Genomic DNA, 22089 nt, shown 5'->3' with positions numbered 1-22089 from the left:
GCCGCCAGCGTTCAATCTGAGCCATGATCAAACTCTTCAATTTAAGATTTTGTTCGGCTCAATGAATACTGAACATTACATAAGTAATGTTTGAATTGACTGTGCTGAATCCGAAGATTCAATGGTCACTTCGTTTCATTGAAACCTAATTTGATACCGAGGTATCGAATTGGATTATCATCAACGAGTGCCCACACAGATTGATAGGTCTATATTGTTAAAGAGCTTGCTTCATAAGCTTTGCTATCGAAGCGGAGGCGTATTCTAAGGAATTAACTTTCAGTGTCAAACACTTTTTAAAATTAATTTTTAGAACCTTTCTTTCGCCTTATTGCCAATTGCTTTTGCGTTTCCGCTTTGCCCTGACAACGGAGGCGCATTATAGGGAGATGATTTTTCTTGGCAACCCCTTTTTAGAAAAAAACTTGAAAAAAAAGCATCGAGTGATTAAATCTCACTCAAACGCTTAATTTTAGCACTCAGTTGTTAACTTCAAGTAACAAATAGGCAATCAGTATGTGTCTACCCAGCTCTCTTTAAAGCTGGTGATATCAAGATCCAGTGATTGCGCCGCTTCGATTTGCTCGATAGCCTCCAATTCTTTATTAACACTGCTCATCGTCAGTGTGTTGTTGTCTAACTCAAACACTTGGCGTTGCGTGGTGTAATAGAACTTAAGCGTAGTGAGCGCTTTTACATTGTCATTGCTCGCGGCTGCTTTAATGCTTTTTAGTTTACGAAAGATTTTGTTGTGCAGTTGCTTGAGTTTCCAAACGTACAGCACTTCTTCCATGTATGGTCGAGTTTTAATTTGATTCAATAAAGAGAGGGAAGTTGCAACTGCGAGAACGACACCAATCAAATTCCAATGGAAATTGCCCGTTGATTGTTCTGGTACGACTTCAGTGTTGCCAAACAAAACAATCAGCAAGGTACTAAAGGCAAGAGAAGAGATGGCGAGCAACGCAACAAAACCGCCAATCACAAGGCTTACTTTCTTTTTATAAATGTCTTTATTTATCTGTTTGATTTCCATATACCGCTCCTAACAGGTTCCCTCTATTTTAACCAGCGCACTCCGCACGACAATCGAAGCTTTGTAAGTAAGTTCACATTTGCTATTAAACTCGCATCCCTTCCCTGCTTGGGTATATACTTCCGCGCATTCACTCTTCCTATATAGAGGCTAAATTCATGCGCTCTTTTGTTTTACGAGCTCGCGCGGCGCCAACCACCAGCAAAGCACTGTTAGAAGGTGTTGGTAATGAAGCGCATACAGAGATTCTTGCTCATACCATGATGAACACTATGTTCGTTGCTCAATCACACCGTGAAGATGTGGTTGTTCACTTGGTTTTGGAAAGCACAAAAGACTTCTCACGCACCATTACTATTCGCTCCAACGACATCACCAACATTGGCGGCTTCCATGAGTCAACCTTGATTGCAGCAGTGGCTCGCGCTTTGGATGCTTCGGTTGGTATGGGTAAAGAGCAGCTTCGTGAAGTTGAACCCGGTATTACGGTTCGTACAGTGAGCTTTGAACGCTTGGTGCAAGAACTGGCGGAAGACCACCAACTTTATATGTTGGACAAGAAAGGCGAATTTGTTCGTGACGCAGAAATTGGTGAAAATCCATGTTTCTTACTAACCGATCACATTCCGATGCCGAAGAAGTCGTTCAACAGCTTAAAGCGCCTTGGCACAGAGAAGATCAGCTTAGGTCCTAAGATGCTTTTCGCTTCTCAGTGTGTAGTATTGATCCACAATGAGTTGGACATACGCGAATTCTAGTTATTCGCGCACACGTTGCTAGATAATGAAAGAGGACTCTATTGAGTCCTCTTTTTGTTTCTATAGTAATGCTAAGTTTACTTACCACCAATGCTCAAACGAGCAAAACGAACGTCTGGCGAGAAGAAAGTTCGGCTATCGTTAATTAGCTGAGTATCACCTACTGCCTCAACTTCTTGCAGCATATTGTAGAAGTTACCCGCTACCGTGATCCCACGAACTGGTTGAATGCGCTTACCATCACGGCACAAGAAACCACTCGCGCCAAATGAGAAATCACCACTCACTGCATCCGCACCAGAATGGACACCTTGAAGTTCGACTAACTCTAGGTACTCACCCGCTTTTACTTCTGACGCACTGCTGTTACCCGTCGCAATCACTTTGTGATTCGCTGATACGTCTAGGCTCGATTTTGCACCGCGAGCGGCACTTGCTGTCGAGACTGCGCCCAAGTAACTTGCGGTCTGGCTGTTGTGTAGCAAGGTTTTCAACTCACCATTAGCAATCATGACATTATCTTGAGTAGCGAAGCCTTCACTATCAAAACTCGCGATTGCCATACCATTTGGCATGTAAGCCGTATCAGTAAAGGTAATTAAATCACTCGCAACACGTTGACCAAGCTTGTCACCCAGTGGCGTAATGCCTTTCATCGCGCTTACGCCAGAGAAAGCACTGCCGAAAGCACCGAATAAACTTGCTAGCGCATTGATGTGGAAAATAGCAGGGTAGTTACCTGTCGCAACCGGAGCGCCTTCCAGAAGATCACGAGCAAGGTTGTAGCCACCTTCTATACAGTAAGCTGGATTCAACTCATCAAAACGGCGACCAAGTGACATTCTACCCGCCATTGACTGTTTGCCGTCTTTTTCAAACAAGGTATACGCGTAACAAGTGAACGAGCGCTCGAAGTGTTGACACAATGTGCCTTGAGTATTGGCAATGATCAGTTGTGTTTCGCCATCGCTGTAACCATTGTAAGGTGCGCTAGAAGCGTGAGGCAGAGCCACTACGCCTTGCTCAAGTGCGAGAGACAGTTCAATTTTTTCATCAACCGAAGTTGTGTCTTCTTGAGCAATCTCAGCCACGTCAGTCGTGATTTGGCTGTTCACACAACTAATGGTCTGATGTTCATCTTGCTTGGAAAAACGAGCGCTTTGCAGTGCATTAGTCAGCATCAAATCTAAGCTTGGTTGTTCTAATGACTCAGAATAGCTCGTTGCAACACGCGCATCTTTCACAACACGAACACCCAGCACTTGGCTTGAGCTTACTTTGTACTCATCCAGCTTTCCTTGGTTCGCTTTCAAAGAAAAGCTACTGTTACGGTTTACAATGACGTCCGCTTCTGCACCTTGGCGTTTTGCTTCTGATAGGACGTAATCAACCGCATTAAGAATGTGTTGTTCTTGGCTCATTAGTTACCGCCTCCTACCAGAATGTTATCTACTTTCAGCGTTGGCTGACCGACAGTTGTTGGTACTGAACCACTCACGGAACCACACATGCCCGGCGCAAGCGCCATGTCTTTGCCGACCATGCTGATTTCTTTCAACACTTTTGGACCCGTGCTGATCAGCGTTGCTGTTTTCAGAGGCTTGGTGATTTTGCCATTTTCAATGAGGTAGGCTTCACGAACAGCAAAGTTAAACTCCCCCGTACCCGGTTGAACAGAGCCACCGCCCATCTTCTTCGCATAGATACCACGTTCGATGCCTGCCAGCATGTCATTAAGTGAATGCTCGCCCTCTTCGATAAAGGTGTTACGCATGCGCGAGGTTGGTGCGAACTTGTAGTTTTGACGACGACCAGAACCCGTAGGCTCATAACCTGTCTTCATGCCACCCATTTTATCGACCATGAAGCTGGTTAGCTTACCGTCTTTGATCAGTTGAGTGCGCTGAGTCTTCATACCTTCATCATCAATGTGAATCGAGCCCCATTCGTTGGTCATGGTGCCATCATCGACTGCATTCACTGCGGTGTGAGCAACCATTTCGCCCATCTTGTCGTGGAAGACTGATGCTTTCTTCGCAACTGAAGTGGTTTCTAGCAAGTGACCACATGCTTCATGGAAGATAACGCCGCCAAAGCCGTTACCAATCACCACCGGCATTTCACCCGATGGACAAGCATCCGCGCCAAGTTTTACTAACGCTTGCTGCGCGATAGTTTGACCTAGCTCTTTGGCATCAAGCTGTTCACTGAATTCCCAACCAGCAAGAGCGCCAGGACCTTCCATACCAGAAGACTGCTCATTACCTTTTTGCGCGACAGTGTTACCAGCAACACGAATGTAGTGGCGAGTATCGTCAACGTGTAGACCTTCTGAGTTGAAGATAGACACTTGTTGCTCGCGCTGAAGAACGCTGCCAATAAACTGGCTGATATGCTCACTCTCAGCACGTGCGGCTTGGTCAACTTTCAATAGAAACGCGATTTTTGAATCTAGGTTAGCATCCTTACTTAGCGACATGCGGCAACCATGTTGGATTGGGTAGCGGTTCAAATTCAAAGAACCCGCTGACGCGATTTGCTCACGCTTGTCTTTTGCAGCAAGCAGCGAGGTTACGCGCTTTAGTTCGGCTTCATCTGTGCTGTTGGTGTAACCGTAAAGCACCTTATGACCGAAAAAAAGACGAATACCGATACCAAAATCGATACCCGAGTTAACCTTATCCACTTCACCAGATGAGATCTGGACAGTGTTGGTTTGGTGATGTTCAACGAATAGTTCAGCGAAATCAGCCCCCAAAAAGAGTGCATGATCGATCACTGACTTCGCTGTTACAGAATTAAGCATGAAGTCTCCTTGCTCGATGATCGTCTTAGCCTTCCTAATTAACTGTGAAAAAGTTCAACAAAGTTAAATTGGCAACACGTTAAATTTTAACAGTTTTTTAACCTTGTTTTGTGCTAATCCTTGCTTAACGAGACCACGATTATTTATTAAATATTTCAGGTTCTGCTCATTCACCAGAGCGTTGCACTAGTAAATTCCACACAGCAAACCATTTAGGTGCTTACTTTATCACTCACCTCGCATAATTGAATACTCATTATAATTACGCTCAAAAAACGTATCCCTTCCGCAATGGTCCTGCTATCATCCGAACGAAATAGTCGGGGGGCCACACGACAAGTGTTGGCTGAGATCGAAATTCGAGACCCGTTGAACCTGATTCAGTTAGCACTGACGTAGGGAACTATGCACACTTTGCCTTTCGTCGCCCCTCTTAGGTAAGCGATAGCGATCGAAAAATCGATCTATCTGCAACGGTCAAAGTCAGTTCCTATACGTCTTGTAGTAGGAGCGACCATGACGCAGCAATCACAACCTCATTCACATCACACGCCAGCCTTGCCTACCCCTATCGTATTGACCATCGCGGGCTCAGACAGTGGTGGCGGTGCAGGTATTCAAGCCGACATCAAAGCGATGTCCGCAACCGGCAGTTTTGCTTGCTCGGTAATCACGGCGATTACTTCGCAAAATACCCAAGGCGTTTCTGCGATTTTCCCCATTCCTCTCGACCATGTAGAGAGCCAACTTGATGCAGTATTTACCGACCTCAACATCGTTGCAGTCAAAGTGGGCATGCTGGCCGATTCCAACATCATCAAAGTCGTTGCAGACAAAATTAAGCAATACCAGCCAAAACACCTCGTGATTGACCCTGTAATGGTGGCCACTAGCGGTGATCTATTACTGGAACAGTCGGCAATCAGCACTTTAAAAGAAGAATTGATTCCGCTCGCAGACATCATTACCCCTAACCTACCCGAAGGCGCAGCATTGACGGGTAAGCCAATGCCTCAATCAGAATCTGAAATGAACGATATGATTACCGACCTTCGTGCGCTTGGCGCCAAAGCTATTCTGCTCAAAGGCGGTCACCTTGAAGAAAATGAAAACAGCAACGATCTGCTTATCATGCAAGACAGTGCCGAGTTAATCAGCGCTAAACGCTTTCCAACCAAAAACACTCATGGCACAGGCTGCACGCTGTCTTCTGCTATCGCGTCTTATCTTGGCCAAGGCAACAACCTACACAAAGCGGTGCACCTGGGTAAGCAGTACATCAGCCAAGCTATCGCACACGCTGATGAATTGGATGTAGGTAAAGGCCATGGCCCTGTGAACCACTTTTTTGCGGGCCATACTTATGTTCGCTAACGCGATTGGCATTCAGCTTTCCGATGCTAGTCTGCGATACAAAGATAGCCAAACACCGACTTTAGCAGGAATGAACATGACCATTCCCGTCGGTAAATGGACGGTATTACTCGGACGAAGTGGCTGCGGGAAAACCACAATATTGCGTTACTTAGCTGGCCTGCTGGATGACCAAGTTGACTGGCATGGCGAACTCATCACAACGGATGGCGCTGCACTGCATGACCGTATCGCTTACATGGCTCAGCAGGATTTATTGCTACCGTGGTTGAATGTGTTAGACAACGTCTGCCTCAGTTCTCGATTTTCTCAAGAGCAAGCACCAGAGAAAAATAGACAACGTGCACTGATTTTACTAAGCCAAGTGGGACTCGCCGATTACGCGGATGCTAAGCCAGCTCAGCTCTCTGGCGGCATGAGACAACGTGTTGCCCTTGCTCGCACTCTGATGCAAGACAAGCCTCTAGTTCTGATGGATGAGCCTTTCTCTGCACTGGACGCGGTTACTCGTCATAAGTTGCAAACCTTGTCTGCCGAATTGCTGAAAGATAAGACGGTTGTTCTGATTACCCACGACCCACAAGAAGCGGTGCGATTAGCTCACCAACTCTATGTGTTGCAAGGCACACCTGCGCAAGCTCAGCACTTGGTCGTTCCAGACTCCAAGCCGCCCCGAGTTCTCGATGGAGAGTGCGCCGCGCTTCAACAAGCGATTTTGGATCAATTGGAGAAAGACTATGAGTGATATGACTCAGTACAACTCCGTTTCGGCACGTATTAGTAAAAAAGAACGCGTGACCCATCCGGCTCTGCGCTTAGTTATCAGCACAGCGGTGATCTTGGGATTGTGGCAGTTGGTCGTGGTGATATTCGACATGCCAAGCTTCATCTTACCTTCACCAATTGAAGTGCTGGATAGATTGGTCACTCGTTACGATGTCCTGCTCAAACATACTTGGGTTACCGCGCAAGAGATCTTATTTGGCTTGGCGCTTGGATTATCGATGGGTTTGCTGTTCGCATTGCAAATGCTGATGTTCGAGCCGCTGAAGCGTTGGTTATTGCCTATTCTGATTGCTAGCCAAGCGATCCCTGTGTTCGCCATCGCGCCAGTGCTCATGCTTTGGCTGGGTTACGGCATTGCATCAAAAGTAGTCATGGCGGCGATCATCATCTTTTTCCCCGTCACGACATGTTGCTATGACGGCTTGCGCAATACGCCAACAGGTTACCTCGACCTTGCCAAGACCATGGGCGCGTTTAAATGGCAGCTACTTCGTCATATTCAATTGCCAGCCGCACTACCAACTTTAGCCTCAGGTATTCGTGTTGCCGTCGTTATTGCGCCAATTGGAGCAGTGGTCGGTGAGTGGGTAGGTTCAAGCGAAGGCTTGGGTTATCTGATGCTCCAAGCCAACGCTCGCATGATCATTGACGAGATGTTTGCGGCGCTGTTTATCCTCGCCGTACTGTCTATCTCACTCTACTTCATCACCGATAAGTTATTGAAAAAAGCCATCCCTTGGGAAAGCAAATAATTACAGAAAATAACCAAAGAAAATTGGGAAAGAAAAGGAAGAACCCCGTGAATAAAAACAAACTTATGAGCGCTGCTGCTCTACTCGCTTCAGTGGTATCAACCAACGTTCTTGCCGCTGAAAAAGAGATGACACTGATGTTGGATTGGTTCGTCAATCCAAACCATGGTCCTATCGTGATTGCCAAAGAGCGTGGTTACTTCAAAGAGCAAGGTTTGAAGGTCAACATTCAGGAGCCGGCAGATCCAAGCACGCCACCTAAGTTGGTCGCGGCGGGTAAAGTCGACATGGCGATTTCTTACCAACCAAGCCTAACCATCGATGTCGCGGCTGGTTTGCCACTAATCCGCTCTGCGACTTTGATTGCTACGCCACTCAACACGTTGATGGTGTTGGACAACGGTAAGAATGAAAACCTTGGCGACTTAAAAGGCAAGAAGATCGGTATTGCGATCGCAGGCAACGAAGAAGCGACAATCGGCACCATGCTAGCGCAAGAAAACGTGAAGTTTTCTGACGTACAAATCATCAACGTAGGTTGGGCGCTGTCTTCGTCTCTTGCGTCTGGCAAGGTGGATGCGATTTGGGGCGGTCTACGTAACTTCGAAACCAACCAACTGGCACTAGAAGGTTATAAAGCTAAGGCCTTCTTCCCTGAAGAACACGGCGTGCCAGCGTATGACGAGTTAGTCTTCGTAGCCAATGCAAAAAACTACGACAAAGAAGCCATCAAGGCATTCAACAAAGCACTAGAGCAAGCGACCACTTACATCGTTAACCATCCAAAAGAATCTTGGAAAGAGTTTGTGGCTTATTCACCAGACACCCTCAACAACGAGCTTAACCAACGCGCTTGGAACGACACGCTAACTCGTTTCGCTCTTCGTCCATCCGCAGTAGATCTGAAACGCTACGATGATTATGCGCAGTTCATGTATTCACAAAACATCATCGAAACACTGCCAAAAGCGAAAGATTACGTACCGAGCTTTGACTAATTCTACTGACCTTAGGATCTAAGCCTAGGGTCTTTTGATAACGAGATACTCATTATGAAATACCAAGATTTGATCGACGCTTGCCGCCAAGATTGGCAAGAATACACCGAGCATGCCTTCGTGCAGCAATTAGCCAAAGGCACACTGGCTCAACCTTGTTTTCTGCATTACTTGAAACAAGATTTCTTATTCCTAAAACAGTACGCGCGAGCTTATGCGCTGGCAATCTACAAAGCACGTACGTTAGACGACATGCGCCGCGCACTACCAAGTGTACATGCGCTTTTAGATTCAGAGATTGCCCACCATGTGACCTACTGCGGTCAGTGGGGATTGACGGAATCTGATCTCGAAAACGAGCCGGAAGATTTTGGCACGGTGGCTTACACGCGCTACGTACTGGATGCGGGAATGACCGGCGATCTTGTTGATCTATACGCGGCACTAGCGCCATGCTCAATCGGTTATGCCGTAATCGGTAAGATGCTGATTGAAGATGAGAACACGGTAATCGAAGGCAACCCATACGCAAGTTGGATCAACCTCTACGGTGGTGAAGAGTTCCAATCTGGTGTCGCAAAAGGTGCAGAGCACTTTAATCAGTTATTGGCGGAAATCGACATCCACAGCCAGCGCGGTCAAAACCTAATTCAGGTCTTCAAAACTGCAACGCGTATGGAAGTGGCGTTTTGGCAACAAGGTCTAAACGCACAATAAGGTTAATTGGAGAATCTCATGTTAATAGAACAAATCACTCAAGCATTAACCGCAGTGCGTCAGCAAAAGCCTTTAGTCGTGAACATTACCAACTACGTGGTGATGAACAACACGGCGAACGCTTTGCTGGCTATCGGAGCTTCGCCAATCATGGCGCATTCAAAGCAAGAAATGGCAGAAATGATGTCGTTTGCTGGCGCTTTGGTGATCAACATCGGCACCCTAGACAGCGTTTGGACGCCGCGCATGAGCTATGCCGTAGAGCAAGCCAATACCAATGGCAAAATCGTTGTACTCGACCCCGTCGGTTGTGGAGCAAGCTCACTGCGTACCGAGACATCACGTGAGATCGCACGCCTTGCAGACAAGTTGATCATTCGTGGTAACGCCTCAGAAATCATCGCTCTCGCTGGCGAGCAAGCACAAAGCAAAGGCGTCGATGCACTAGACAGCAGCGACGCAGCACTTGGCGCAGCGAACTTCTTAGTTTCAGAGTATGGTGCAAGTGTGGTGATTTCTGGCGAGACTGATTACATCATCACGAAAGAGCAAACTGTGCAGCTAAACAACGGTCACGAGATGATGCCATACGTAACCGGAATGGGCTGCACACTAACGGCACTGACGGGTGCTTTCGCTGCTGTTGGTGATCACTCCGGACTTGCTGCCGCGGCGGTACTGGGCGTTGTGGGTGAAATTGCGGCTGAGCAAGCGCGAGGGCCAGGCAGTCTGCAAATGAACCTGTTGGATGAGCTTTACCAACTGGATGAAGAAACACTGGCAAAACGCCTAAAACTCCAAGTGAGTTAAGCTTTCTCTAACAAATACCGGCCTCTCACTCCCTGTAGATGAGAGGCCCAAAGGAAACAAAATGAACGCCTATCGTTTATATTTGGTCACCGATGACCAACAAGATTTAGCCACACTAAAGCGTGTTGTGAGAAAAGCCGTGGAAGGTGGCGTGACCATGGTACAAGTCCGCGAAAAACACGGCGATGTGCGTGCGTTTATCGAACGTGCTCAAGCCGTGAAAGACATCCTTAAAGATACCAATGTGCCTTTGATCATCAATGACCGCGTTGATGTTGCACTGGCAGTTGATGCCGATGGGGTTCACCTCGGGCAATCAGACATGCCCGCAACTATCGCTCGTGAGTTGATTGGACCAAACAAAATCCTCGGCTTATCCATCGAAAATGAAGAGCAGCTTGCAGAAGCGGACTCTCTTCCGATTGATTACATCGGCTTGAGCGCAATCTTCGCGACGCCGACCAAAACCAACACCAAGAAGTTCTGGGGTATTGATGGCTTGAAGATGGCGTTAGAGACGACTTCACTGCCGATTGTTGCCATTGGCGGCATTAACGAAAGTAACATTCCGCAACTCAGCGCCACTGGTGTTCATGGCTTAGCTTTGGTTTCAGCGATTTGCCACGCAGAAGATCCAAAAGCCGCATCGGAATATTTATTAGGGTTGATGAGCTAACCTTGCTCACGCCTGAACAAAGCGCTTATGGATGAGCGCGTTTGCCTTTCAGTACTTTCAACAACCTCTCCTTTCACAACGAAGAGCTGCAATGTCACTTTCACGCTCGAATTGACAGAGCGTTGATAAGTTTTTCACGCCAGATAACGTAAGATAAGCCCCTTATTTTCACGTGGTTGAATAACCCTCAATAAAAACAAAACGCTCTCAATGAAAACCAAAAAATATGGATTGATGATGCTCGCCTTGTTTGTTCTTGGCATCATCCCAATGTCGCTGTTTGGCTCTTATCACAATCTCACTTCACAGGTGCCGGAAAGTCTGGGTATTACTTTTACTTTGCTCACAGATTCTGCTGGTAGCAAAGGCTTTTTAATTACGTTAACACTGCTACTGCTTTCTTTATTTCGCTTTAAACCAAGTCGCATTGAGTGGATACAAAAACTCTCAATGTTAGGGTTGTTACTGGTGATTGGTTTTGCCAGCAAAACGGGGCTAAAACTGATGACAGAAAGCCCGCGTCCCTACACGGAATTGCTCGCAGCAGAACAATTGATTGAGCACCCAGACGCGTTTTATCAGTTGGATACAAAGCAGCAAGCCAACGTAATTAACCAGATTTCTGAACACGTCAGTGATTGGCGAACGCGCCATTGGCAAGGCGAGAAAGACTATTCTTTCCCATCCGGCCATACGATTTTCGTTTCGATTTGTTTGGCTTTCTTTGGCGGGTTGTTCTTACAGAACAAGTGCTATATCTCTGCACTGTCATTATGGATGTGGGGAATGAGCGTCGCATATAGCCGCTTATGGCTGGGGATGCATCGCCCTGAAGATTTAATAGGCTCAGTCTTGTTTGTCGCGATTGTATTTACTTTACTCCCGACATTTCAAATTAAGAAACAGATGCCATTTGTTTCTCTCGCTTCGCGCTAATGTGAACGATTACTAGATAAAAAAGAAGCCAGCGATTCGCTGGCTTCTTGCTTTAAAACGCTACTTTTTTCTAACCATTTCTTGGTGGTTCAAACGCTGTTAGTTCTAATTCTGGGCCAGTGTATTTTTCAATACGAACCAGCGCCGAGTTCGCCGCACAGCCGTTTGCAAGTCGAGAGGTCGGAATATCCAACGTTAACACGTTACAACCGCCGTTCTTACAAATGCCGGTTTTCGGATCCAGATCCGGCCAGCCGCCTTCATGAATACACACTGAACCTTGCTTGATTCGGTCAGTCACTTCTGCACCAACCAATACTTGGCCACGGTTGTTAAACGCACGAACTAAATCGCCCGTTTTAATACCACGCGCTTTCGCATCTTCAGGGTGAATCCAAATAGGTTCACGGTTTGCAATTGCGTACTCTTCGCGAATCTTCGCGTAGTTAAACTGGCTGTGTAGACGATGCGCTGCGTGCGCGGTCATTAGCTGCAACTCGCCGTCTTTTGCATTGCCAGTGTACTCGGTTGGTGCCATCCACGTTGGGTGTGGAGGACAGTCTTCCAACTGATAACCTTCAATGGTTTTCGAGAAGATTTCGATCTTACCACTTGGTGTACCGAGTGGATTCATGATCGGGTCTTCACGGAAATCTGCGTAACGAACAAACTGTGCGTTCTTCTCGTTCCACTTCATCTCGATCAGTTGGTTATCTTCCCAGAACTTGCTGAAGTTCGGCATTGCTACGCGAGAGCCACGGCCACCTTGTTGCGCCGCCTTGTAGAAGCCGTACAGCCATTCCATTTCAGTTTTGCCTTCGGTGTATACGTCACGGCCACCCGGAGCTAGCATCTCGGCCATGTCCGCGAATACATCGAAGTCATTACGCGCTTCACCTTGCGGCTCAACCACTTGCTTCATTGGCACCAAGTGTTGGTTACTGTAGTCACCCGTCATCGTTAAGTCGTTACGCTCGAACGATGTGGTGATTGGCAGAACAATGTCCGCGTGCTTCGCAGCCGCCGTCCAGTAAGGCTCTGAAATCACGATCAGCTCAGGCTTTTGCCACGCTTTGATCAGACGGTTGGTGTCTTGGTGGTGAGTAAAGTTCGCACCACCTGCCCACCAAATCATCTTGATGTCCGGGAACGTCAGTTCATGACCGTTATGATGGTAGGATTGACCTGGGTTTTCCAACGCCTCGACAATACGCGCCACAGGGAAGCTTTGCACCGCGCCAGACACCGCCCAGTCGTTCCCCGCAGAAGAGCCGCCACCCAGCGATGCCGAAATCGCAGGAAGTACGCCAGCATCACGAGCAGGGTTACCACCGTTTGAGTAGTGGTAAGAGAAACCAAAACCACCGCCCGGTAAACCGATTTGACCCAACATTGTTGCCAGTGTAACCAGCATCCAGTGACGCTGCTCACCGTATTGTTGGCGCTGCATGCCCCAACCAGCCATCAGCATGGTGCGGTTTTTACTGAAGATGTCAGCCAGTAGCTCAAGTTGCTTCGCAGGTACGCCACAGATTTGTGATGCCCATTCTGCTGATTTTTCTACGCCGTCTTCTTCGCCCATCAGGTACGCTTCAAACTTGTCGTAACCTGCGGTGTATTTATCGAGGAAGGCTTTATCGTGCTTACCTTGTTTCACTAAGGTGTGTGCGATACCCATCATCATTGCCACGTCGGTCATTGGGTGAGGAGCAATCCACTCCGCATTCTCGCCAAAGAACTCGATGGTTTCAGAACGAATTGGGTCAATCGCAATGATCGTCTTGCCTGATTTTTTCAATTGATGGAAGAATTCAAGACCAGCACAGTCTGTTGAGCTCCACGCGATTTTTAGGGTGTTGATTGGGTTTAAGCCCCAAAGCACAACCACATCACTGTGCTCTAGTACCACTGGGTACGTGGTTTGTTGCTCGTACACTTCGATAGAGCCCACAACGTGCGGCATGATGATCTGCGCAGCACCCGTTGAGTAGTCACCCAAGTGGCCTGAATAACCGCCCGCCATGCTCATGTAACGTTGCAGCAAGGTTTGTGCTTTGTGCAGCACGCCACTTGAACGCCAGCCGTAAGAACCAGCAAACACAGAAGCCGGGCCATATTCTTTACGAATGCGCATGTGCTGCTCGTGTATCAGCTTGTAAGCTTCATCCCAAGACACCCGTACAAATTCATCGCTGCCACGAACTCCTTCGGGAGCTGATGGGTTTGCCAAGTAACCTTTGCGAACCATTGGGTACTTAACACGCGCTTTAGTGTGCACTTGGTCAGGACCGGTGCTTTGTAGGCTGTTTGGTACCGTTTGTGGCAATGCGTTCGTGGTTGAAACCAGCTTACCGTCTTGCACTTCACACAGCATTGGGCCCATGCGGCCCGCTGTCAAAATGCCCTTGCCACGCTGGTTTGAAGACGCAACAGACATAGGTGCAAATGAAGTGAATGCCATTGCACCAGCCGCCATACCAGTGCCTTTTAGAAATCCGCGACGGGTCATATTAGTCATAATCTTATCCTTCTATTTATCGTTAGTGACCAACCACATCTTTCGCGTGGTGCTGGAAGAACTTGGTTAGAATTTCTAGGTTCTCGGCTGAAATATCAGTTCGATCACCCATACTTTTCGCTACCGGTCCCCATGCATTCACTGTGAAGTGATTTGAAGGAATTTTCGCGTGACAAGTTGCACAGTAAACGTTGTCCAACTCTTCTGCGTATGACCATACTGGTTCAAGCGTGTCAACAACTGGAGAATCAATAGCGCCAGTTAGAGAAACCGCGCGCCATTCGTTGCCGTAAACATCTGCCTCAAATTCACCAGTTTCAAGCGCTTGTTGGCCTTGCTCTGTTAGCGTTGCTACGATGGCACGTTGACCTTCTCCCATGTAAAGCACTTGCTCTGCGCCTTTCATTTGGAATGCGTTCAACTTAACAGTGCGGTTGTCGCCTTCAGAGCTGATTACTTCCAACTTCGTCGTTGGGTTAATTTTACCCATCTCACCCATTGCGATTTCAGTCACAGGGTAAACGACTTTGGCACCAGGTGATGTTTTTGTGGTGAAGCTCATCAACGTTTCAAATGCCTTGCTGTCTAGCTCTGCTTCTGGTGCAAAGTGCGCCACACCTTTATGACAATCGATACACGTTTGATCGTTTGCTTTCGCGTAAGCGTGCATCTTCGCCGCATCACGTGATTGCTCAAACTCTTCCATTGCATCGAAATCATGACACGAACGACACGTCGCTGAATCATTTTCACGGAACTGAGCCCATACCGTTTCAGCCATATCTTTACGATGTGCTTCATATTTCTCTGGCGTGTCGATCTTACCTGTCACAAATTCATGGTAGATATCTTTCGACGCGCGAATTTTGGTGATCAGGTAATCCATTGGTTCTTGAGGAATATGACAGTCAGAACATTCCGCGCGAATGCCTTTCGCATTACTGAAGTGCACTGAGCCTTGGTACTCTTTGTAAGGGGTTTCCATAGAGTGGCACGAGAGACAAAATTCAGTATCTGAGGTGTAATGCATTACTACCGCACTCCCCCCCAAAGTTAACCAGCCCACACCAATGCCGGCAGCAACCAGCAGGGCAACATATCGTTTTTTTATTGACATAATTAGCAACACTTCCAAATAAAATGTAATTATAGGTCGCAAGTTACTACTTTATGGGTAGTCCTCTCTTGATCCACATCATTTCCGTGTTGCTCTGTATGCCTCAAGTATGAAATTTTGTTATTTGCATCTCAAAGATGAATATATGGCAATAATCCATTACCCAGCCAACTATTCACCACATAAATCACTTTTATGAATGCAACTATTTGATTAAACAGATAAGAGGATGAGAGACTGAATCTCCACATTGATGCAGTAAGGACACGCATGTCAGTTTATATCGAGACGCACAGAAGCCAATTAAGACCCATCAAAGCCAGTGACTGGGAACTCTTTCAACGATTACTCTCCGAACAAGAGGTTATTGCGCTCTGTTTCGATCGTCCCAGCGAAACAGAAATAAGAGAAAAATTTGCTTCGCGATTATTACCATGGACCCCAAATTGCCAGCATTGGCTTTGCCTTGTAATACTCGATAAGCAATCTGAACAACCCATCGGCATCACTGGCTTTGCTATTGAAAACGGTAAGGCAGAGGTAGGTTACTTACTTTTGCCGGAATTTCATGACCAACAGTTTGGAACAGAAACTCTTCAAGCGCTTCTATACTGGGCAACCTCGACACATAACATCAACCACTTTTCCGCGACGGTCACTGAAGGCAATATTGCGTCAGAACGTGTCCTGATAAAATGTGGTTTCGAACTCATTGAGGTCATTCCAGACGCATACCAAATTGGTGGCAAACCCTACGCCGATAAAATCTACTCACTACAAAAATAAGGACGTATTTTGAATAAAGTAGTCATCATTACCGGCGCAAGCCGAGGCATTGGAGCCGCAGCGGCGAAAAAGCTGGCCGAGCAAGGCTATCGCGTTTGCGTTAATTACCGCACTCAGCAAGAGGCCGCCGACCAAGTTGTGGCAGAAATACAAGCAAACGGTGGCAAAGCGATTGCCATCGCCGCAGACGTAGCCGATGAGAAGCAAGTGCTCTCCTTGTTTGATGAAACAGAACGTGAATTTGGTGCAGTGACGCACTTGGTCAACAACGTTGGCATCCTATTTACTCAATCGCCTTTGTCAGAAATCAGCTTGGAACGCTTTCAGAAAGTAATGAACACCAATGTGAATAGCTGTTTTCTCTGCTGTCGAGAAGCGGCGAAGCGATTCAGTGCAGGCGGTGCAATTGTGAATGTCTCCTCTGGAGCGTCGCGCTCAGGCGCGCCATTTGAGTATGTCGATTACGCCACATCAAAAGGCGCGATGGATACCTTAACTAAAGGGCTCTCGCTAGAGTTGGCAGAGCGCAATATTCGCGTCAATGGCGTTCGACCTGGTTTCATTTACACTGATATGCATGCCGACGGCGGAGAACCAAACCGAGTAGATAGACTCAGCCCTCAAATTCCTCTTAAACGCGGTGGCACGGTAGAAGAAGTGGCAAATGCGATCGCTTGGCTATTAAGTGACGAAGCCTCTTATGTCACAGGATCATTTATCGATATTGCAGGGGGCAGATAGAATGCAAGTCCATATCCGACAAGCGATTCCCGATGATTTAGACGGAATTTTTCAGCTTAATTTTCAAATTAATTCACTGCATTTTGCGAATGCGCCAGAAGCCTTTGTTGCGCCTTCAGAAGCTGACCGTGAATTTCTTGCACAAGCACTAGAGAACAAAGAGCGACTCTTTTTGATTGCCGAACGCGAACAGCAAATTCTCGGCTTCTTAACCGCGATGATCACCCAAAACGACACCGTCAGTTTTCTGATCAAAGACCCAATTTGTCGCGTGGGAACAATTGTTGTCGATGAAGCGCAAAAGCAGCAAGGAATCGGCCGCCAACTGCTCCAAGCCTGTGAGCAATGGGCGCGCGATGCCAATGCCACACAAGTTCGATTGGAAGTGATGGAATTCAATCAGCCAGCACAGCGCTTTTACGATAATCAAGGTTTTAAAACTAACTCACGCATTATGCTGAAACATTTGTAACGATAACGACAATTAAGCGCTTTTCACGACTAAACCCACCTAAATCGCATTTATCGATGCAATTTCCCCCCCTGATTTTAGAAAAAGACGATATGATGTGCGGATAAGGAGATTCGAACATGATTTATCTTTTCGATTGGGGGAACACCTTGATGGTAGATTTCCCTCACGCACAAGGAAAAATGTGCGATTGGGAACACGTAGAAGCAGTTCCTCAAGCCAGAGAAACACTGGCAATACTTTCCCAAAATCATCCCATCTACATTGCGACCAGTGCATCTGATTCCAACATGGAAGAGGTTCAGCGTGCATTTGTTCGCGTCGACTTAGACCAATACTTAAATGGCTATTTTTGTTTTGCCAACCTCGGTATCGCTAAACACCAACCTGAGTTTTATCTCGCCATCGCAAAACAGTTAGGGGTTAACGTGAGTGGAATAACCATGGTTGGCGATTTACCTCACAAAGATATTTACCCTGCGATGAAAGCGGGCGTAAACACAATTTGGTTTAACCCAACGGGCGCTGATGCACCAGCCGAAGCCATTCCTAACCAAATTCGTTGTTTATCTGAGCTTATCCCCTAACCGTTACTAACCTGCACTAATCAAGGAAGATGAATGCAAATCAGATCCATCAAGGTGAGCGATATCGCGCGCTTCACCGCGCTGTGGAATCGAGTGTACTCCGAAGGGGAATTTTTGATTTCTCCTGCACCCGATAACGCAACGCTTCGCAGAATCCTGCAACGTGTGGAAAACGAGTCCATCCCTCAGTTTGTCGCGTTTGACCGCCAAAAACTTATCGGTAGTGTTGAAATCTACCCAGCTGAGATGTGCGGTTACGAAAGAGGGCAACGCCTTCGCGTCGGTATTCTTGGTATTCACATCGACAAAAACTACCGAGGCAAAGGATTGGGGCGGAAACTATTGGCAGTCGCGATCGCACGTGGTTGGGAATTTGGTTACGACCAAATCGCACTCTACGTATACACAACCAACACACCAGCGATTGCTTTGTATGAACGGTTTGGATTTGAACATCAGGGAGAACTTGGGGAAGTGACCTTGCCAAATGGTAAAGTCTTGATGAGTCAAAAAATGATATTGTATAAAGCGCAAAGCCGTTCGAAAAGCCCAGATTTGTAGAGTCACGATAACCGTTGTTCGCAACACTTATTCGGGGTTAACACCCTTGCGTCACATGCCCTCGAACAATTGAATCGTTAGAGGCTTGATTCACGTAGTAGAAATAGCATGCTTCTTCTGCCAGTGTGTAACCTTGCGGCCAAATGTACACCACGCGATCAACACCCGATTTATCTAAGAACTGATAATCAGGAATAGCGACAAAATGAGCACTGTTTGGGTGCTGCTGACCGATGATGCAAAAATCACTGCCTTTGCACGGCACGTCAATTTTCGAATAACCTCTGGCTGGTAGATCGATTTCTAACAAAGCTCGAATACTATCGGCACTCGCTTCTGGCATGCCTTTGCGTGTTTTGACATGTCGGTCAATGTAGTGAACGTGCTCTTGGCCGTAAGCGTTATCAATCACTGATTGAGCATGAAAGAATTTGAGAGCCGTACCCAAAGAAGACTGAGAACTGTGCAGCATCGCAGCGTATGCTTGGCGATGAATATCGAGTAGTACTGGTAAAGCAGCTAATGCGATGAAAGCCAAAGTGGTAAGCACTATGGTGATTTCCATCAGCGTAAATCCCTTTGATTTCACGTTTCTTATCTCAACTAGCCCAAGACAATAGCCCCACATCCATGTGAGACCGAGCCAATATATCGCCAATTTCTTACGATTAAAGGCTTAAGGGGTAAGAAGAGACAAACACCACGCAAACTTGAGAACAGCAGCCAAAGAGCAGTGTAACAAAACGACGCTATGTGTCAGATATTAGACGGTTTTTACTCTCTAGTTACTGAGTAAAGGCACATTATTTCGCACCAGACCACGACGAACATTCGTGCACATTTTGCCAAAACGACGAATCTCATCGAACTGCGGAACAATGCCGCGCTCCATGGCTGACTCCCAATAAGTGACTTCTGAATCGACCATTTCCAACAATTTCTTCGGACAGCCAATGCACTGCCCTTCTGGTCCACATACAAACGTTTCTGGTTCATAAATTGGTAGTTCCGCTTTTACTTGCTCGATGATGCTACGCATGGCGGTCATTCGATCTGGCTTTACCTTCATCATTCTGCTCCACGGATTAAGATGAAGCAGATTGTACCCACTGATACGCAAATGTCCCTACCCAATTTAGGTATATTCTGTTTGAATCGATTTCTTTATCGTCAGATCCGGCTTTTTAACCACCAAATACACCGCCGTAGCTGCCAGTACGAAACCAGAAATCCCCATCCAATCAAATGACTCTCCAAACGCGAGCCAAGCCTGAATCGCCGTCGTTGGCGGCACCAGGTAGAATACAGAAGCTACGCTCGATGCAGCACCGTTCTTAACCATGTACAGCAGCAGTAGAATAGCTACACAAGAGAGCACGACGACCAACCACAACACAGTCAAAATAAACTCCAGTTCCCACTGCACTTGCATGGTTTCAAACTGCATCGCAACGGGCAGAAACATGACGAGCGCGGCCAAATATTGCACCGTCGCACCACCCACCATATCCACTTGTTGGCAATGTTTTTTCTGATAAAGCGTCCCTAGCGTGATACCAACCAAAGCCAACAAACACAAACCAATGGCCAACACTTTATGCTGCTCGGATTGCCACTCCATTTTGCCCATCAACACCATAGCGATACCGACAAAACCAAGAGCCAAACCCAACCATTGCGAGGGTTTAAATTCCTCACGAACAAACACCACCAGCAAAGCCGCGGTTAAAATCGGTTGAATACCCACCAGCAACGAACTCAACCCCGCAGGCATACCTAAGGCGATAGCGAAATAAGTACCGCCCAGATAGAAACCGTGGATCAATGCACCAACCACACAGCTGTGCCATAAATCTTTTCCTGTCGGCAACCTTCTACGCAATACCGCCACAAGAACCAAAAACAATAAGACATTGAATGCCATACGGATAGAAAGTAGTGTCGCTGGCTCGGCATATTGCAAACCAAAACGCGCACCAACGAATCCAGAAGCCCAAAGGATGACAAATACAAAAGGGATGGCTCGGATTAACATGATCGCCTCACTCACGCTTGTTTTATGTTTTGAGATACTGCTAATGTAATTAGGTACAGTGTTTTCAAAAAGTGACAGATGGAAGTGTTTTTATGGGTACAGATTTATTGGGAAGCGGTGAAGGGAATAAGTACCTCGTGGTGGAAAAACACCTCAAACAAGCCATCAGTGGTGGCGTTTATCAGGCGGATGATCGACTGCCCTCCATTCGCTCGTTGAGCCAAGAATTAAACGTCAGTAAAAATACCGTGATTCGTGCGTATCAAGAGCTGGAAGCACAAAACTTGGTGTACTCGGTTCCCAAATCGGGTTATCGAGTTAAAGTCGCTTTGCCGACCTCTCGCTCAATTCCGGATCCGACTCGCGTGGATTTGCTCTCGATCTGCAAAGAAATCCTTACTTATCCTGAATACCAAGAGCGTTTGCCTACCGGTTCTGCCCACCCAAACATTGACTCTCCCGCGATCAAAAGCTTGTACGCCGAGATCGGCCGCCACAGCCGCCAGCAAACGCATGTACCGAGCCATTACCAATTACCACCCGGTGATCACCTCTTAATCAAACAACTAGCGAAAATCACACAAGATTTGGGCACGCCAGCCAAGTTGGATGAGATCATGGTGACGCACGGCGCGCAACAAGCCATTAGCCTAGCGCTGCGCGCAACGACACAAAAAGGCGATATCGTCGCGGTGGAGTCCCCTTGCTATTTTGGCAACTTATTGATGCTAGAATCACTCGGCCTCAAAGTGGTGGAAATTCCGAGTTGCCCACGCGACGGTATGTGCCCCGAAGCCTTAGCAAAAGCAATGGCGACATGGGACATAAAAGCGATCATCGTAACGCCAAACTTCACCAATCCAACTGGTGCCATGATGCCGCTAGAAAAGCGTCAACAATTACTATTGGCGTCCGGCAATATTCCTATTATCGAAGACGATGTGTTTGGCGGGTTAAGTTATGATAAGCCGTTGCCAAGCTTGAGATTGCTCGATGACAAGCAACGCGTAATTTACGTGAATTCGTTATCCAAAACGCTCGATTCGCGTTTGAGAATTGGTTGGATGTTGGCGGGGCGATATCGAGACCAAATTGAACAATATCTACTGTGTGAGAACATGGGCAGTTTGAACCTGATGCAATCCGCCGTGGCAACGTTTCTAACGTCAGGCAAGTATCGAACGCATACTGCGCGAATGGGTCGGGTTTATCAAAACAACATGCGACGATTTATCCAGATGCTTCATCAATACTTGGATGAATACGAACCTCTAAAAAATCGATACCAGATCAACGCCGTACAAGGCTCGTTCTTACTTTGGTTGCGACTGCCCGAAGACACGGACAGCTATGCGTTGTATCAAGCATGCAATAAGCACAGAATCAGCCTACTTCCCGGCACCGTATTTGGCACTCAAGGGCAATATCGGCATTGCGTACGCCTCAGCGTGGCAAACTTTGGTCATGAAACCGATTGGAGTCAAGCGATGCAAACACTGGCAAAATTGATAGCAAAGCATGCCTGTTAACTCGCTCTTGCTAAATGAACTTATGCCTACACACGCAAACACGTAACAACAAAAAACTCCACGCAGAGGTGGAGTTTTTCATATCGTCATCGCC

23 protein-coding genes and 1 riboswitch are annotated in these 22089 nt (G+C 47.1%); of the genes, 15 read left to right on the top strand and 8 right to left on the bottom strand.

Features of this window, described 5'->3' with window-relative positions; translation table 11 throughout:
- Positions 1 to 511 precede the first annotated feature (511 nt).
- On the bottom strand, positions 512 to 1036 hold the full coding sequence (locus tag R8N47_RS17475; protein WP_064354470.1) for a DUF3087 domain-containing protein: 525 nt from the start codon (positions 1034 to 1036) through the stop codon (positions 512 to 514).
- A 158-nt stretch (positions 1037 to 1194) separates the two neighbouring features.
- Here R8N47_RS17475 and trmY point away from each other — a divergent pair, with 158 nt between their 5' ends.
- Positions 1195 to 1794, top strand: coding sequence for a tRNA (pseudouridine(54)-N(1))-methyltransferase TrmY (trmY, locus tag R8N47_RS17470; protein ID WP_017634347.1), 600 nt, complete (start codon positions 1195 to 1197; stop codon positions 1792 to 1794).
- 77 nt (positions 1795 to 1871) lie between these two features.
- Here the strand turns inward: trmY and R8N47_RS17465 are convergent, their stop codons facing one another.
- Together R8N47_RS17465 and R8N47_RS17460 are read right to left on the bottom strand one after the other, a co-directional pair.
- Positions 1872 to 3215, bottom strand: coding sequence for a TldD/PmbA family protein (locus tag R8N47_RS17465; RefSeq protein ID WP_064354469.1), 1344 nt, complete (start codon positions 3213 to 3215; stop codon positions 1872 to 1874).
- Positions 3215 to 4600, bottom strand: coding sequence for a TldD/PmbA family protein (locus tag R8N47_RS17460; RefSeq protein ID WP_064354468.1), 1386 nt, complete (start codon positions 4598 to 4600; stop codon positions 3215 to 3217). Before R8N47_RS17460 ends, R8N47_RS17465 begins: the two co-directional genes overlap by 1 nt.
- A 311-nt stretch (positions 4601 to 4911) precedes the next feature.
- Positions 4912 to 5019: riboswitch (TPP riboswitch) on the top strand.
- A gap of 97 nt (positions 5020 to 5116) precedes the next feature.
- Here R8N47_RS17460 and thiD point away from each other — a divergent pair.
- From thiD to R8N47_RS17420, 8 genes are all read left to right on the top strand, one after another.
- Positions 5117 to 5974 carry a bifunctional hydroxymethylpyrimidine kinase/phosphomethylpyrimidine kinase gene (gene thiD / locus R8N47_RS17455; RefSeq protein WP_005383329.1) on the top strand — a complete coding sequence of 286 codons (858 nt, stop codon included), beginning with the start codon at positions 5117 to 5119 and terminating at the stop codon, positions 5972 to 5974.
- Positions 5964 to 6719: an ABC transporter ATP-binding protein gene (locus R8N47_RS17450; RefSeq protein WP_064354467.1), complete on the top strand. Its 756-nt coding sequence runs from the start codon at positions 5964 to 5966 to the stop codon at positions 6717 to 6719. Before thiD ends, R8N47_RS17450 begins: the two co-directional genes overlap by 11 nt.
- A complete protein-coding gene (locus R8N47_RS17445) occupies positions 6712 to 7512 on the top strand; it encodes an ABC transporter permease (protein ID WP_064354466.1) in 801 nt (266 codons plus the stop codon). Before R8N47_RS17450 ends, R8N47_RS17445 begins: the two co-directional genes overlap by 8 nt.
- Positions 7513 to 7559: 47 nt before the next feature.
- Positions 7560 to 8510, top strand: coding sequence for an ABC transporter substrate-binding protein (locus R8N47_RS17440; protein ID WP_005374293.1), 951 nt, complete (start codon positions 7560 to 7562; stop codon positions 8508 to 8510).
- A 54-nt stretch (positions 8511 to 8564) separates the two neighbouring features.
- A complete protein-coding gene (gene tenA / locus R8N47_RS17435; protein ID WP_064354465.1) occupies positions 8565 to 9227 on the top strand; it encodes a thiaminase II in 663 nt (220 codons plus the stop codon).
- Positions 9228 to 9245: 18 nt separating this feature from the next.
- Positions 9246 to 10037 (top strand): hydroxyethylthiazole kinase, encoded by a 792-nt coding sequence (gene thiM, locus R8N47_RS17430; RefSeq protein WP_054578546.1) that lies wholly within the window; start codon positions 9246 to 9248, stop codon positions 10035 to 10037.
- Positions 10038 to 10098: 61 nt separating this feature from the next.
- Positions 10099 to 10713, top strand: a complete 615-nt coding sequence (thiE, locus tag R8N47_RS17425; protein ID WP_005374296.1) for a thiamine phosphate synthase — start codon at positions 10099 to 10101, stop codon at positions 10711 to 10713.
- A 210-nt stretch (positions 10714 to 10923) separates the two neighbouring features.
- Positions 10924 to 11649 carry a phosphatase PAP2 family protein gene (locus tag R8N47_RS17420; RefSeq protein WP_005374297.1) on the top strand — a complete coding sequence of 242 codons (726 nt, stop codon included), beginning with the start codon at positions 10924 to 10926 and terminating at the stop codon, positions 11647 to 11649.
- A 70-nt stretch (positions 11650 to 11719) separates the two neighbouring features.
- On the opposite strand, the gene R8N47_RS17415 is transcribed toward R8N47_RS17420, so the two are convergent.
- Together R8N47_RS17415 and R8N47_RS17410 are read right to left on the bottom strand one after the other, a co-directional pair.
- Positions 11720 to 14167 (bottom strand): trimethylamine-N-oxide reductase 2, encoded by a 2448-nt coding sequence (locus R8N47_RS17415; RefSeq protein ID WP_064354464.1) that lies wholly within the window; start codon positions 14165 to 14167, stop codon positions 11720 to 11722.
- A gap of 22 nt (positions 14168 to 14189) precedes the next feature.
- The gene (locus R8N47_RS17410; protein WP_053304006.1) at positions 14190 to 15284 is read right to left on the bottom strand and encodes a NapC/NirT family cytochrome c; all 1095 of its coding nucleotides are present in this window, start codon (positions 15282 to 15284) and stop codon (positions 14190 to 14192) included.
- A gap of 270 nt (positions 15285 to 15554) precedes the next feature.
- Here R8N47_RS17410 and R8N47_RS17405 point away from each other — a divergent pair, with 270 nt between their 5' ends.
- From R8N47_RS17405 to R8N47_RS17385, 5 genes are all read left to right on the top strand, one after another.
- Positions 15555 to 16070, top strand: a complete 516-nt coding sequence (locus tag R8N47_RS17405; protein ID WP_054575246.1) for a GNAT family N-acetyltransferase — start codon at positions 15555 to 15557, stop codon at positions 16068 to 16070.
- 9 nt (positions 16071 to 16079) lie between these two features.
- The gene (locus R8N47_RS17400) at positions 16080 to 16811 is read left to right on the top strand and encodes a glucose 1-dehydrogenase (protein WP_005383319.1); all 732 of its coding nucleotides are present in this window, start codon (positions 16080 to 16082) and stop codon (positions 16809 to 16811) included.
- A 1-nt stretch (position 16812) separates the two neighbouring features.
- Positions 16813 to 17283: a GNAT family N-acetyltransferase gene (locus R8N47_RS17395; RefSeq protein WP_005374310.1), complete on the top strand. Its 471-nt coding sequence runs from the start codon at positions 16813 to 16815 to the stop codon at positions 17281 to 17283.
- A gap of 119 nt (positions 17284 to 17402) precedes the next feature.
- Positions 17403 to 17870 carry an HAD family hydrolase gene (locus R8N47_RS17390; protein WP_064354463.1) on the top strand — a complete coding sequence of 156 codons (468 nt, stop codon included), beginning with the start codon at positions 17403 to 17405 and terminating at the stop codon, positions 17868 to 17870.
- A 33-nt stretch (positions 17871 to 17903) separates the two neighbouring features.
- Positions 17904 to 18431: a GNAT family N-acetyltransferase gene (locus R8N47_RS17385; RefSeq protein ID WP_047102510.1), complete on the top strand. Its 528-nt coding sequence runs from the start codon at positions 17904 to 17906 to the stop codon at positions 18429 to 18431.
- A 37-nt stretch (positions 18432 to 18468) separates the two neighbouring features.
- Here R8N47_RS17385 and R8N47_RS17380 read toward each other — a convergent pair whose 3' ends face one another.
- From R8N47_RS17380 to R8N47_RS17370, 3 genes are all read right to left on the bottom strand, one after another.
- Positions 18469 to 19059: a type II secretion system protein gene (locus tag R8N47_RS17380; protein WP_225455765.1), complete on the bottom strand. Its 591-nt coding sequence runs from the start codon at positions 19057 to 19059 to the stop codon at positions 18469 to 18471.
- 153 nt (positions 19060 to 19212) lie between these two features.
- Positions 19213 to 19500, bottom strand: coding sequence for a hypothetical protein (locus tag R8N47_RS17375; RefSeq protein ID WP_005374318.1), 288 nt, complete (start codon positions 19498 to 19500; stop codon positions 19213 to 19215).
- Between the two features lie 66 nt (positions 19501 to 19566).
- Positions 19567 to 20466, bottom strand: coding sequence for a DMT family transporter (locus tag R8N47_RS17370; protein ID WP_005374320.1), 900 nt, complete (start codon positions 20464 to 20466; stop codon positions 19567 to 19569).
- Between the two features lie 92 nt (positions 20467 to 20558).
- Here R8N47_RS17370 and R8N47_RS17365 point away from each other — a divergent pair, with 92 nt between their 5' ends.
- A complete protein-coding gene (locus R8N47_RS17365) occupies positions 20559 to 21995 on the top strand; it encodes a PLP-dependent aminotransferase family protein (protein WP_054575249.1) in 1437 nt (478 codons plus the stop codon).
- Positions 21996 to 22089: the final 94 nt, after the last annotated feature.

This window comes from Vibrio sp. 2132-1, from assembly GCF_033344315.1.
The sequence above is the reverse complement of the archived record's forward strand: the minus strand, read 5'-3'. Positions and strand labels throughout refer to the sequence as shown.

Bases quoted from the DNA above. Each gene is read 5' to 3' on its own strand.
- thiE (WP_005374296.1), top strand. From the start codon at position 10,099: ATGAACGCCTATCGTTTATATTTGGTCACCGATGACCAACAAGATTTA.
- R8N47_RS17465 (WP_064354469.1), bottom strand. From the start codon at position 3,215: ATGAGCCAAGAACAACACATTCTTAATGCGGTTGATTACGTCCTATCA.
- trmY (WP_017634347.1), top strand. From the start codon at position 1,195: ATGCGCTCTTTTGTTTTACGAGCTCGCGCGGCGCCAACCACCAGCAAA.
- R8N47_RS17405 (WP_054575246.1), top strand. From the start codon at position 15,555: ATGTCAGTTTATATCGAGACGCACAGAAGCCAATTAAGACCCATCAAA.
- R8N47_RS17410 (WP_053304006.1), bottom strand. From the start codon at position 15,284: ATGTCAATAAAAAAACGATATGTTGCCCTGCTGGTTGCTGCCGGCATT.
- R8N47_RS17460 (WP_064354468.1), bottom strand. From the start codon at position 4,600: ATGCTTAATTCTGTAACAGCGAAGTCAGTGATCGATCATGCACTCTTT.
- R8N47_RS17395 (WP_005374310.1), top strand. From the start codon at position 16,813: ATGCAAGTCCATATCCGACAAGCGATTCCCGATGATTTAGACGGAATT.
- R8N47_RS17390 (WP_064354463.1), top strand. From the start codon at position 17,403: ATGATTTATCTTTTCGATTGGGGGAACACCTTGATGGTAGATTTCCCT.
- R8N47_RS17420 (WP_005374297.1), top strand. From the start codon at position 10,924: ATGAAAACCAAAAAATATGGATTGATGATGCTCGCCTTGTTTGTTCTT.
- R8N47_RS17475 (WP_064354470.1), bottom strand. From the start codon at position 1,036: ATGGAAATCAAACAGATAAATAAAGACATTTATAAAAAGAAAGTAAGC.
- R8N47_RS17385 (WP_047102510.1), top strand. From the start codon at position 17,904: ATGCAAATCAGATCCATCAAGGTGAGCGATATCGCGCGCTTCACCGCG.
- R8N47_RS17370 (WP_005374320.1), bottom strand. From the start codon at position 20,466: ATGTTAATCCGAGCCATCCCTTTTGTATTTGTCATCCTTTGGGCTTCT.
- R8N47_RS17450 (WP_064354467.1), top strand. From the start codon at position 5,964: ATGTTCGCTAACGCGATTGGCATTCAGCTTTCCGATGCTAGTCTGCGA.
- tenA (WP_064354465.1), top strand. From the start codon at position 8,565: ATGAAATACCAAGATTTGATCGACGCTTGCCGCCAAGATTGGCAAGAA.
- thiD (WP_005383329.1), top strand. From the start codon at position 5,117: ATGACGCAGCAATCACAACCTCATTCACATCACACGCCAGCCTTGCCT.
- R8N47_RS17445 (WP_064354466.1), top strand. From the start codon at position 6,712: ATGAGTGATATGACTCAGTACAACTCCGTTTCGGCACGTATTAGTAAA.
- thiM (WP_054578546.1), top strand. From the start codon at position 9,246: ATGTTAATAGAACAAATCACTCAAGCATTAACCGCAGTGCGTCAGCAA.
- R8N47_RS17365 (WP_054575249.1), top strand. From the start codon at position 20,559: ATGGGTACAGATTTATTGGGAAGCGGTGAAGGGAATAAGTACCTCGTG.
- R8N47_RS17415 (WP_064354464.1), bottom strand. From the start codon at position 14,167: ATGACTAATATGACCCGTCGCGGATTTCTAAAAGGCACTGGTATGGCG.
- R8N47_RS17380 (WP_225455765.1), bottom strand. From the start codon at position 19,059: ATGTGGGGCTATTGTCTTGGGCTAGTTGAGATAAGAAACGTGAAATCA.
- R8N47_RS17375 (WP_005374318.1), bottom strand. From the start codon at position 19,500: ATGAAGGTAAAGCCAGATCGAATGACCGCCATGCGTAGCATCATCGAG.